This window comes from Methylobacillus methanolivorans (assembly GCF_054588515.1).
In genome coordinates this window covers 536,018-548,338 of record NZ_BAAILT010000004.1, presented here as the reverse complement: position 1 = coordinate 548,338, position 12,321 = coordinate 536,018, and the positions used below count along the sequence as shown (strand labels likewise).

At 49.7% G+C, this 12,321-nt stretch carries 12 protein-coding genes; 1 reads left to right on the top strand and 11 read right to left on the bottom strand.

Annotated elements, in window-relative coordinates; translation table 11 throughout:
• Positions 1-21 precede the first annotated feature (21 nt).
• The gene (locus LG202_RS12440) at positions 22-765 is read right to left on the bottom strand and encodes a response regulator transcription factor (protein ID WP_230348689.1); all 744 of its coding nucleotides are present in this window, start codon (positions 763-765) and stop codon (positions 22-24) included.
• A 29-nt stretch (positions 766-794) separates the two neighbouring features.
• Between LG202_RS12440 and LG202_RS12435 the strand changes: the two genes are divergently transcribed.
• Positions 795-2,912: a sensor histidine kinase gene (locus tag LG202_RS12435; RefSeq protein WP_230348688.1), complete on the top strand. Its 2,118-nt coding sequence runs from the start codon at positions 795-797 to the stop codon at positions 2,910-2,912.
• 33 nt (positions 2,913-2,945) lie between these two features.
• On the opposite strand, the gene LG202_RS12430 is transcribed toward LG202_RS12435, so the two are convergent.
• The 10 genes from LG202_RS12430 to LG202_RS12385 form a co-directional block, all read right to left on the bottom strand.
• Positions 2,946-3,443: an FxDxF family PEP-CTERM protein gene (locus tag LG202_RS12430; RefSeq protein WP_230348687.1), complete on the bottom strand. Its 498-nt coding sequence runs from the start codon at positions 3,441-3,443 to the stop codon at positions 2,946-2,948.
• A gap of 183 nt (positions 3,444-3,626) precedes the next feature.
• The gene (locus tag LG202_RS12425; protein ID WP_230348686.1) at positions 3,627-4,151 is read right to left on the bottom strand and encodes an FxDxF family PEP-CTERM protein; all 525 of its coding nucleotides are present in this window, start codon (positions 4,149-4,151) and stop codon (positions 3,627-3,629) included.
• 196 nt (positions 4,152-4,347) lie between these two features.
• Complete coding sequence (locus LG202_RS12420) at positions 4,348-4,836, bottom strand: FxDxF family PEP-CTERM protein (RefSeq protein WP_230348685.1); 489 nt, start codon at positions 4,834-4,836, stop codon at positions 4,348-4,350.
• A gap of 138 nt (positions 4,837-4,974) precedes the next feature.
• The gene (locus LG202_RS12415; protein WP_230348684.1) at positions 4,975-6,459 is read right to left on the bottom strand and encodes a choice-of-anchor I family protein; all 1,485 of its coding nucleotides are present in this window, start codon (positions 6,457-6,459) and stop codon (positions 4,975-4,977) included.
• Between the two features lie 216 nt (positions 6,460-6,675).
• Entirely contained in the window at positions 6,676-7,341 is a 666-nt protein-coding gene (locus LG202_RS12410) for a hypothetical protein (protein ID WP_230348683.1), read from the bottom strand.
• A 2-nt stretch (positions 7,342-7,343) separates the two neighbouring features.
• Positions 7,344-8,975, bottom strand: a complete 1,632-nt coding sequence (locus LG202_RS12405; protein ID WP_230348682.1) for a putative porin — start codon at positions 8,973-8,975, stop codon at positions 7,344-7,346.
• A gap of 53 nt (positions 8,976-9,028) precedes the next feature.
• Positions 9,029-9,700 (bottom strand): TonB family protein, encoded by a 672-nt coding sequence (locus LG202_RS12400; protein ID WP_230348681.1) that lies wholly within the window; start codon positions 9,698-9,700, stop codon positions 9,029-9,031.
• The gene (locus LG202_RS12395) at positions 9,700-10,104 is read right to left on the bottom strand and encodes an ExbD/TolR family protein (protein WP_230348680.1); all 405 of its coding nucleotides are present in this window, start codon (positions 10,102-10,104) and stop codon (positions 9,700-9,702) included. The genes LG202_RS12400 and LG202_RS12395 overlap by 1 nt, the downstream gene beginning before the upstream one ends.
• 2 nt (positions 10,105-10,106) lie before the next feature.
• Positions 10,107-10,514, bottom strand: a complete 408-nt coding sequence (locus LG202_RS12390; RefSeq protein WP_025870063.1) for an ExbD/TolR family protein — start codon at positions 10,512-10,514, stop codon at positions 10,107-10,109.
• 11 nt (positions 10,515-10,525) lie between these two features.
• The gene (locus LG202_RS12385; RefSeq protein WP_230348679.1) at positions 10,526-12,196 is read right to left on the bottom strand and encodes a DUF2341 domain-containing protein; all 1,671 of its coding nucleotides are present in this window, start codon (positions 12,194-12,196) and stop codon (positions 10,526-10,528) included.
• Positions 12,197-12,321 lie beyond the last annotated feature (125 nt).

The following is a 12,321-nucleotide window of genomic DNA, read 5'->3' as shown; positions in this document are numbered from 1 at the left end:
GGAGCTAGAAAAAGATATGGATCAGGTCAGCGTGCAGTCTGCGGTAAAAGAAAAACCGAAGCCTGGCAAAGCCTTTATAGGTAGTAACTCACCGGTAATGGCCTTGCCTTTGCGGCGAAGGCGCGAAATCATGACTTCCACGCGATGAAAATCAAAGTCATCCAGGTCACCGCCAAATGCATGAATAATATGGGCCTTGGGCACCGGCTGACCGCACTTTTCTACCAACCGACTCAAGAAAGCATATTCCTTGGGAGTAAGCGGGATAGAGGCATTGTCAGGAGATACCAGTGTCCAGTGTGTTTTACATAGTTTCCATGTAGGCAATGACTGTGCCGTTGTGAGCTCCACTGATGGTTGTGGTTGCCTTCTACGCTCGACCATCTTGGCCTGTAGACGTCGTGCCAGCGAGTTCACAACAGACGCCAACTCTTTCAGATCAACAGGCTTGACCATATACGCATCTGCACCATCGTTTAAACCTTGCACTCTATCATCGATCGCGCCACGCGCAGTCACCATCACAATGCCAATCTGAACTGAATTCCGCAAATGCTTGAGGATAGAAAATCCATCCTCACCAGGTAATCCCACATCGAGAATCACGATATCGTATTTTTTATTGATCAATTCACGATAAAGCGCTGTTGCATCTGCTACCCCCGTAACATCTATGCCGAGCGCACGGAGCCCCAACTCAGTCTCCTCTCGGAGATCAAGATCATCCTCTACAATAATGACGCGTAAATGGCTAGAGTAAGTCAATTGCGTATAAAATCCATCAATGTGCCTGTATGCAAACCAGAGTATCTAGACTCTTGATCAAGCTGTTATTACGACTGTTCATCACCCTGCTACTGATGCACTCATCAGTGGGCTTTGCCTTTCAGGTGCCGCACCCCATGCAAAAAGGTATCAACCTGGAAACAACAGGAGCGATATCTTATTTCCGTGATGCCTCTGGCAGTCTTACTTTGCAGGACATCATTGCCAAAGACAAAGCAGGCTCTTTCAAGCCATTGCCTCAGTATTGGAATGCAGGGTATACCGCAGACACTATCTGGATGAAGTTTACCCTGGATTTTCCTGCCACCGATAATAAATACTGGCTTGAGATTTCCCCTGCCACCCTTGATGATATTGTGCTGTACTCCCCACAGCAGAGTCATGGTTACTCCCGTATCCAAATGGGTGACCATTACCCAGCAAGTGAACGCCCCATTCTGCATCACAATTTCATTTTCCCGCTATCGCCAGATCCTGCGCACTCTGCGCAAACGTATTATGTCCGACTCAAGTCCACAAACACCATAACGTTTCAAGCCACATTGTGGCAGCCGCATATTTTTGTCAGCGATCACAGCCGTCCTGACAATCTCGTGGGTGCATATTATGGTGTGCGCCTTTTCCTGGCATTGTTTGCGTTCATTTTGTGGCTATGGCTGCGACATAATAGTATTTTCATACTCTATGCGCTGTATCAATGCATTGTCTGCTCTTCACAAGCATTTATTGGAGGGATGGCACAAATCACGCTACCAATCGCCCCTTTAACCATTGATGCATTACAAAAATCCACGAACTTCCTGCTCATGGCCACTGTATTATTCTTTTATGCTTCATTGTTTCAGCTTAAGCAGTTTCTTCCGGGCATATTCCGCTTGATACAAGGGCTCACTATTCTTGAGCTAGTGATCTTTACAGGCATCGCGACCCAAATCCTGCCCTTTAGTGGCCTCATGGCCAATATCTTGGCGCTGCTCAATATTGCCATTCTGATTTATTGCAGTATATGGCTGATCTACCATAAACATTTTGATTTCCTACTGTATGTCCTGGCTTTATGGGCAGGATTTGGTGCTTATGTTTTCATCATCCTGCAAAACTTCGGCATTGACATCGGCCCGCCCACCACCATGGTCAACCTGCCTATTGCCTGGTCTCTTCTATCCCTCATTCTGGTTACACTCGGCATTATCAATATTGCAAAAAAAGAGACGGAGAAAAAGCTGCAGGCAAAGGAACTCGCCCTTGAGCTATCTCAGGAGAGCAAACGAATACTTGATCAGCGGGTACATGAACGAACCCAGCAACTGGCACTCATCAATAGCAAGCTGAATGAAGAAATTACAGAAAGACAGGCCTTGCAAACGATGCTCGAAGACTCCCTACAGAAAAAACGGGAGCTGATACAGGCACAACATGATTTCTTTGCCATGGCATCCCATGAGTTCCGCACACCACTTGCAATTATTGACACCACATCGCAGCGACTTGCATTACTACAATCCCAACCAGGATTAGATACAAGCAACATTCTAGCCCCGGCACTACGCAAGATCCGGCGCTCCAGCCAACGCATGAGCCGTATCATTGATAACTTTCTCAGCACAGACAAAATTGAAGCAATCCAAGCCAACGATGGTTTTAGCCAGAAAATCCTCAACCTAGCCCAACTGGCCAAAATCTCAGTAGAACATTACCAAGACTTTAGTGACCGTCATATCACTCTGGAGCTTATCTCAGATCCTGCGAATGTACTGGTTGATCAGTATCTGATCAACCTGGTCATTTCCAACCTGATTGATAATGCACTTAAATACTCTCCCAGCGATAGCAATGTGATTGTGCGAGTGTTTCAAGGCCAACATTACTGCCACCTTGAAGTACAAGATTTTGGCGAGGGCATTGCGCCAGAATTACAAAACAAGATTTTTGAAAAATATGTCAGGATCAATGACAACACAACCGTTCATGGCACAGGCCTGGGCTTGCATGTTGCGCGCAGCATTGCAGAAAATCATCGGGGACAATTGATAGTACGCAGTACAGTGGAGGATGGCTCCTGCTTCCGCCTGACATTGCCACGCTATAACGACGAGATCACTTCAAAGAAAAACGGCGCTCAATGAGCGCCGTTTTAAACCACTTCAGACTACTAGCAATTACAGCTTGGTCTTGCGACGACGTGCAACAGCACCCAGAGCAGCAAAGCCGATCATCAGCATAGCAACACTGCTTGGCTCAGGTACAGCAGCCACAGCGATGGAGCCGCTATACAGACCACCAACAGCACCGTTAGCCACACCACTGACAGTCAGGTAATAGTTACCAGCAGCCAAGCTCGCGAAAGAGAACTCGCCACCAGCAACAGCACCAGCTAACCAGTTGTTGGATGCATCATACAGCTGGTAATTCAAATTGCTGATGTTGAACACGGAAACACCACTATTGCTAAGTGGAGAATTGGTCAACGAAAAATTCGCGGTGCTCAAATCAGCCAGAGAGAAAGTGTAGGTATTGGAGAAAGAACCAACAACAACACTGTCTACATAGGTGTTAAGACCATTGTTTAACTCACCAAGGTCAACCGTTGCTGCATAAGAACTAGAAGCTGCAACTAAGAACGCTGCAGGAACCAGGACGTTTTTGAGAATATTCATACAAACTCCTTTTTATGATTCATGTTGATGATATTCCCCCCAACACCAATTATACATTGATCAAGCAAATTTGAAAGAATTTATAGTTATTTTTATATGCACTATACATATGATTTATAAAATAAAAATGGCGCCATTGGCGCCATTTTTATTCTTCAGAACTCTAAAAACTGATCTGCAGAATTACAGAGTCTTGCGACGACGTGCAACAGCACCCAGAGCAGCAAAACCGATCAGCAACATTGCAGCGCTGCTTGGTTCTGGTACTGGAGTAACATTAACAGCAAAGCTGTAGCTTCCTCCAAAGTTACCAGCAGTAGTTCCCGTAACTTTCAGACTATAAGAACCAGCAGCTAACGCAGCCAAAGAGAAAGTTTCACCAGGATTAGCACTAGCCAACTCACCAGCAGTATTCCAAAGGCTAAATTTTGCGTCCTTGATATCTAATACAACAGCGTAAGGAAATGCCAAGTAAATATTATTGAGCGTTACATCAGTATCACTCAGACTTGGTAATGTGAAATTGAAAACATGATTAAACAAACCAACATCATTCACGCCCACATTGTACAGATTTACACCTTCTGTAATGGTAATATCTGTAGTGTTATTAGCACCTACACCCTGAAAATTACCCGTAGCAGCATTTGCACTGGCGGCCGCAACTATGAGCGCTACGGAAGCCAGAAAGGTCTTGATAAACTTCATGGTAAATCCCCTATTAATGGTCAGAGAGAAAATTTATTGTTCTACAACGTGAGCAAATTATATCAAGCTCATTTTTTTTGTCTTGGGCCCGAATGGACTAATCCAGGCAATATCCTGGAATAAGCTTATACAACTCAAACATATACAAAACAAAAACGGCACCTTGCGATGCCGTTTCAATTCATCCGAAAATGAATTACAGGCTCTTGCGGCGACGTGCAGCTACACCCAAAGCAGCAAAACCAACCAACAACATTGCGATGCTGCTTGGTTCTGGTACAGCAGCGATGGTAATGCCACCTGCATACTGACCACCAAAGTCACCATCAACAATGCCAGAAATACGGATTTGATAGATACCAGCGCTCAAAGAACTCAAGCTAAAATTATTACCAGCTTGTAAAACTGTACCTTCCTGCAACAATTCATGTTTGAACTCGCTGATATGCAAGAAATTATCGACACCCACTGTATAGTTGAGCACACCAGCACCTACAGCAGCGCTGTAGTCACCACTCAATTCAAATGTAATCAAATTGGTGAAGAAGCCAGGAGTATCAATAACACCTGAATGATAAGCTGTCTTACCAACTGCTAACACACCAAGGTCTTTATCAGCAGCCTGTACACTGGAAGCCGCAACTATGAGCGCCACGGAAGCCAGCAAAGTCTTAATGAACTTCATAAAATCCCCTAAAAGTGAACAATTAAATTATTGCTTTAAAACTGTGCTCATTATAAATGATGCACTTGCTTGAAAGCACCGTATATTGGTGCTTTCACGATAGTCCATTAGGACTAATCCTCTCAACTACGATCCAGATTAGAGCTTGAACTTATCCCTGCGACGGCGATAACTGACAAAGCCCATCAGGATGAAGCCTGCCATGAGCATGGCGTAAGTCGATGGCTCAGGCACTGCCGCAATTGCCAGGCGATACAAGGATGTGGTTGCCGTCCCTTCACTGGCAATCACGAGATAGTATTGTCCATCATGAAAATACCCCTTGAGCCCTTCCGGTGCCACATCGCCATCAGTGATGATCATGTCTAGATAGCTCACCTTGAGCGGATCGGTAATGTCATAAATGGCTATCGCTGATTTGAGTGTGCGTTCCAGGCCAATGAATGCAATCGTACGGCCATTGATCTCGAGCAACTCGACACCCTCAGGCTCCACGCCCTTGTCATCGCTGCGACCATCGTCATACAAACCAAGCTCAATCGCCTTGGCATCCAGTTGATTTCCACTATCAAATACCAGGTTGCCGTATTGATCACGGATCGAGAAAGAACGCGCGCCGAAGGTTACGACATCATCTGACTTGGTATCTGGAACGGCAATATTCAGCCGACTGGCATCTGTTGAACCTCCTAGACGCTTCTTGTCGGCTTCATCCTCACGTGTATCACCTTCATTTGCCAATACCACAAAGGTTGTCCCATTTGCGTCGTAGGTGGCAATGCCATCAGGTTGATATAGCCCTCGCGCATTGACTGGGCGTAATTCAACCCGTCCGTCACGATCTGATGGATCAATGTAATTGCCTGGCGCACTGAAATCTTTGGTGCCCAAGCCGATCACATGCTCAGCCTGATTGGTATTGAGGTTAATCACGCCTAGGCCATTCGCCTCCTGCAAGGAGACAAATGCCTTGGTGCCATCGCGACTTACTGCAATGTACTCAGGCTCATAATCCATTCCAGCAATCGACTTAGGTCGCAGATCACTACCGGATACCGGTGCCGTATTGAAATTAACGGTAGCGGCAACTGTACGATTGTTCACATCAATGATGCTGACGCTACCAACCGGATCATAACCCTTGTAGTTGGTAGGTGTGCCTTCATTTGCTACCAGAAGTCGCTTACCATCAGGGGTAAATGTCACCATATCGGGCAAGGCACCTACGGTGATGGAGTTCACACCACTGCTCAATGCTCGTGTAGTGGTATCAAATAACTTCACTGTGCCAGGCTGAGTGCGGTCAGCCGTATTTTCGATTGCAAAGGCTGCGAGACCATTATGGATAGCGACGCTGTTGATGCTACCGTAAATACTGGTATTGATATGTTGTAGCAAGCTACCAGTAGTCGCATTGAGCACGTCGACTCCCTTGACGCCTGCGACCCAGACCGAATTGGTCAAATGATCAAAAGCAACGATTTCGGACGACTGACCAGCGACACCAGTATTGGCATGGTTGTATGTCCAGAGTTTTTCCAATGCATTCAACGGACTTGCGGCACTGCCAATTGATGGCAACAATGCCAGCGCAATCGCTGCGGATATCATGCTTTTCTTCATTTTTGGTTCCCTATCATTGACTTGAATAGCTGCGCAGGCAGCACCGATTTCTTGCCAAGTATTCTAGAAACTCAATATGACAGTTGAATGTGGCGCCATAGTCCGATTGGACAGGATAGATACTCCACGCCTACAGATGCCACCATGCTGATGATCGATGGCAAAAAAATCCCGGTCAACGCCGGGACAACGCGTTTGCTCTGAAATCTTGCTTGATTATGGCGCTAGATCAGCGTGGCCCAATTTGGCTTCATCAATCTTATCTTTGTAGTCTTGCAGGATATTCTCGATTTCCACACGTTTAAGCTGAGTAAAAGGCTCGTCACGCATCACCTTCTGGTAAAGGCTGGGCTTTTCATAAATCTTGATCAATTGCAGCCCAAAGTCATACAACTTGTCATTTTTCTCTCGACTGGCAGTCAATTGCTGCTGCTTTTTCACAATCACGGCCTGCATATTGCTGCGTTCAGCCTCTCCCTTGCGGATCACGTCTTGCGCACTGGAAAGTTGTTGTTGAATATCCTCCAGCTTAGCCTGCAAGGCTTGGTTCTGTGATTGTGCCTCTACCTTTTCCTTACGCAGCGTCTCTAGTTCGCTACTCAATTGTGAATTGCGTCGGTTAGCACTCGCCACACTGCCTTTCAACTCATTGCTTTTAGCCTGCTCGGCTTCAGCTTCTTGCTTAAGCTTGATCTTTTCCTGCTCAAACTGAGTTTGCAACTGCTCTTTTTCCGCCTGCACCTGCTGCATCATCTGGCGCATGCGACGCTCTTGTTGCTTAGCAGCCTTATCTTTGTCGGCTGCCATCACTGGTAAAGCCATAAGCACCAATAGGAACAAGGCAAGCCAGCGGGTATATGGTGACTTCATTAAACTAAGCATGATCAGAACCTGGCTGTCAGGTCAAAGAGGAACACATCAATGGACAGCGGCAAACCGCTTACCTCACGGGTGCTGTACCAGCGCGCTGTAAACGAAGTGTTCTTGTCTAGGCCATAGCTGCCACCCAGAATAGTACCCTTGGCATTGGTACCGCCCAGGTTGAAGTCGGAGTCGTTGAAGGAGTCCATCACTGCATCGGCCTCGATGCGCTTATAAGCACCAAACACTTGCCAATCGTGACGGTTAGCCACATCCGGCATACCCACCGTCAGCTTGACTTGATAAGCATCGGTTTCCTTGTCATACAGCCTGCCGGTACGGTTGTAGATCTCCTGACGGTCAAACGCGATGTTGCGAGCATAATCACCTTGCAGGATGACATGCACGGGATCAAAGGTTGCAAGGTCAACCTGACCAGTCAGGTTAAGCACCTTGAACTTGGATGCCAGGCCACAACCACTACCACTGTAGCCTTGACCACCATTGGCAAGGTCTACCAGGCCGCAACTGGCATCGCCATTCTGCAGCACATCAAAGGTGTTGTTACCCTTCTGGCGCCAGGGCATTACGCTGGCGTTGTAACGCGTATCCACACCATCCTGGTTATTGCGTATGCCCTGCACTTCCTTAAAGTCATACAGTGCCAAGCCAGCCTTGACGCTGGACTTGTTAGGGCTAATCCACTCCAGACCAGCTTGGGCACCCATGAACCATTTATCCTTGGCCTTATTGAAGGAATTCTTGTGCACCTGGTCAATCGGGAAAGCACCAATAGTACCGAAGCCTGTCACACTGTCATTCAGCTTGGGCGTAAAAGTCACGGCCGCACCATCAAACGCCAGCGAGCGATCCCACACCATATCGGTTGAGAAGAAAGGATTGGCAAAACGGCCAGCGGTAGCCGTCAACCAGGAATATGGCTTGGCCGTGACGAATACCCGATCCAGGCCCCAGTCGAGCTTGGCCTGACGAATCTCGATAGACTGGTTGGGAGACAGCGGGTTATCCATGTGACCAGTCGTCATGCGGATACCGGCCGTGAAAGTATCACTCAGCTTGGCATTGATGCCAAAACGCGCACGCACACGGTAGCGGTTCTGGTCGTCAGTACTGTTGGCAATCATGGCCTGGCGACCCGTATTAAGGCCATACTGAAACTCCGGCAAGTTACGTGCAGAGAACCTGTCAGGCTCATAACGCAGGCGCACATCACCCTCGAAAGAAATGCGATCCAGCCAGCTTGGCAGTGCCAGGCGTTCGCTTTCTACATGATAGTTGAGCTTGGCCATCACATCCTTCTCGATGTCGGCGCGCAACTGCTGTTTTACAAACTCCGGCACATACTGCACACGCACTACGCTACCATCCTGCGCCGTGGCATCAGCCACCCCTGCCACGGCTGGCTGAGCGTTCGACTCTGCCGGAGCCTGCTTGGCTGCCTCAGCCTTGCGGATCAGCTCATTCGCTTTTTCCTTGGAAAGTATGCCCTCCTGTACCAACGCCTCAATCAGCCCTACCGTGGTACTACGCAACTGTTCCAGAGATTCGCGCTCCCCCGCGCCTGCATTCGATGCCAGCAGCATCAAGCTCAAGGCCATGGCTACCGGCTTCATCATACGTACTTCTGTTTTCATCTTGTTTGCCTCAATCTAAGCCTGTATGGCTTGTCAATTCCCTAGTTGCTGCCTCAACCCATGTTCTTGGCAGTAATCCGCAACTTCACTGGCTGCGGCATATCTTCCGGCGGTGCCTCTGGCATGCGTTTGATCGACTGCAAGGCTTTGCGCAACAATCCATCCTTCTTTTCCTCGCCACTGCCGTTCAGCAACTCGATCTTTTCCACGCGACCATCCTTGGCCAGCCATAGCTCAACCACGATGCGGTACTGCTCCTTGGCCAGCTCAGGCTGTTCGGCAATGGCATTCTCGATGCTCGACTTGATCTGGTTGGTATACCAGGCATAGGCCGACAATCCCTTGCTGCCGCCGATCTTCACACCCACATCGCCACCGCTGTAATCACTGGTGACCTTGCCCGCACCGAAGGCACTGGGCGCATCACCCGCCTCCCCTTCCATCTTGAGGTTTTGCGGCTCAGGCGGTGCTTCCACCGGCTTGGGCTGCTCCACCTTAATTTCCTTCGGCTCTTCCTTGGGTTGTTCCTTCGGTGGTTCCTTGGGCGGTGGTGGCGGTGGCGGAGGGGTATCCGGCAATAATTTCACCGTGGTAACGGGTGGCTTCTTCGGGCCAGGCTTGCTCGATAACAGGCTGTAAATCCCGTAACCCAAGGCCAACATCACCATCACCCCAACAACGATCCACACCCAATTGGCCTTGCCCTGCTTTTTCATCTCAGCCATCAGGTACCTATCCTCGAGGTCACTAGGCCTACGTTCTGTATTTCCATACGCGTGACCAAATCCACCACCGAGACAATGCCGGCATATGGTGCACGCGCATCGCCCTTGATCATCACCGAGAACTTGGGGTCACGGGCACGTGCGGCGTTAAGCTGGCTTTCCAGCTCAGTCAGGTTGACGCCTATGCCATTGAGCAACAGCGTGCCACCCTCCTGCACCTGCACGATCTTGACCTCGTGCTGCTCGGTACTCGGCTTGTTCGAGGGCTTGGGCAGGTTCATGGTCAGCCCCTGCACCGAGGCCGTGGTCATCAAAATAAAGATCACCAGCAGCACATAGGCCAAATCCAGCATCGGCGTAATATTGATGGAGTCGTAGGGTTTGCTGTCGTCTTGAACCTGCATGGCTAACCCTCGGCTTTCTTGGTCACCAGGCCCACTTCCGTGATGCCCAGCTTCTTGCATATTTCCAGCACGGCGGAAACCTTTTCGTAATGCGCAGCGGCATCGCCCTTGAGTACCACGGGCAATTCCGGATTGTTGGCCTTGTACTCACCCAGTCGCTGTTCCAGCGTCGCCAGGTCAACCGGGTAGGCATCCAGGTATACATCGCCCTCACCGGTGATGGTGATGCCACGTATATCCGGCTTGGCTAGATTGCCAGTGGCGCTGGTCTGCGGAATTTCCACCTTGACGCCCTGTACCGAAGCTGTGGTCATGATGATGAAGATCACCAGTAGCACATAGGCGAGATCAAGCATGGGCGTGATGTTGATCTCGTCATAGGGCTGGTTGTCTTCCTTGATATCGGCCATGTGCGCTCCGCTTACTTGCCGTAGAGCTCAGCCACGCGGGTGATGTATTCATCCACGAAGATCTGCATGTCGGTATTGATGTTCTTGATGCGGCTGGAGAGATAGTTGTAGCCAAACAGCGCTGGAATCGCCACCGCCAGACCAGCAACCGTTGCCATCAACGCTGCAGCAATACCCGGCGCAATGGCGTTGACGTTCACGTCACCCGCAGCGGCAATTTCCGCAAAGGTGATCATCACACCGATCACGGTACCGAGCAGGCCCAAGAAAGGACCGCCGGAAATCGCGATGGTCAGCAGCACGATATTGCTGTTGAGTTTTTTGTTCTCGCGGATCAAGTCAGCATCCACCGCAGCCTTGATCGCATCCAGCGAAGCACCACTCAGGGACAGTTGACCGGCTGCATCATAACGCTTGCGGATCTCACGCAGGCCAGCAAGATAGAGCCGCACGACCGTAGAATTTTGCGTATCGGCGCCCTGATCAAGCTGCAGCAATTCAGCATGGCTCGCATCATTGAAACGCTCAATAAAGGCACGGTTGGCTTTGTCATTACGCGTAACCTGGCGTGCCTTGGCTACCATCACGGCAGCACTGATCGCAAACATGACCGCAAGGATAATAATGACGACCCAGGCATCCACCGTCAGGCTGTGGAAAAGCACCATAAAGTGCGAGCTACCGCCCTCTTCTTCCTCGTCACCTTCGGCGGCACTGACCTTGATCAGCTGACCATCCATGCTCTGGCCGCTGGCAGCTGCTTTGATCCAGGCGGCGCTACGTGCAGCCGAGGCCAGCTCCAACTCGTCCAGTTCACCCTGATAGCCATTGCCTATATTCACAGCATCCTGCACTGCTGGCAGGGCAGCCGCACCGTTGGCAACTTCAGTACCATCGATATACAGGACAGCCTTGCCGCCAGCCACAGTTACAGCAACATGTTGCCAAGTCCCAGGCTTGAGTTCACCACCCGCCACGACGGCGCTACCATTGTTGAATTGCAACTTGCCAGCCGCCAGGCTGATGGTCACAGCACCTTGCTGATACAACGTACCTTCAGCCGCACCAGGCTTGAGCCAGGCGCTAAAGGTAAAACCTTGCGTATCATTGAGCGCGAGCGCCGGATTGGCAGCCAGCACCAACTGCTCGCCATTCAATATGGCTGCTTCACCGATCAGGGCAGCCTTCTGCACCGCCACATTGCCTGTCGCCACCAGCGCACGCTTGCTATCCTGCAGCAAAGTGCTTTCGGCAAAATGGAATATGGCAGCGGTCACAGCATCGAAACTACCCGCCGCATCAGCAGCCGAAGTTGCGGTTTCGTTACCGGAGTAAAGCCAGATATGCGCATCCTTGGCGGCAGGATCAAGCTTGGGCAGCAAGACCCAGATCACAGCCAGTTCATTCACTGAATCGAACTTCTCGATATGGAATTTCAGTTCGGTCTTATCATCACCTGCCACTACACGCAGATCGGAACCATCAAGATTGGCACTAGAGAAATCGAAATTGCCGGAGTGCAGGCGCAAAACCACAGGCACTTCGGATTCGGCTGCAGGGATGCCTACAGCATTGATCGTGACTTTGGCGCGGCTGCCCCATGCTTCATTCCCGCCTTCATTCCAAGCGGCATAGACCATGCCAGGCAGCAACATCAGCAGAACTACTAACTTTCTCAACATCGAACCGCGCTCCAGGACAAAGCGCGTAATATAAATTTCATGTGTGACTTGCTAGTGACTTGTACGTTAAATTGCTGTGTCACAAGAATGTAAAAAGGACTAGGAAAACCTAGTCCTTTTGACTT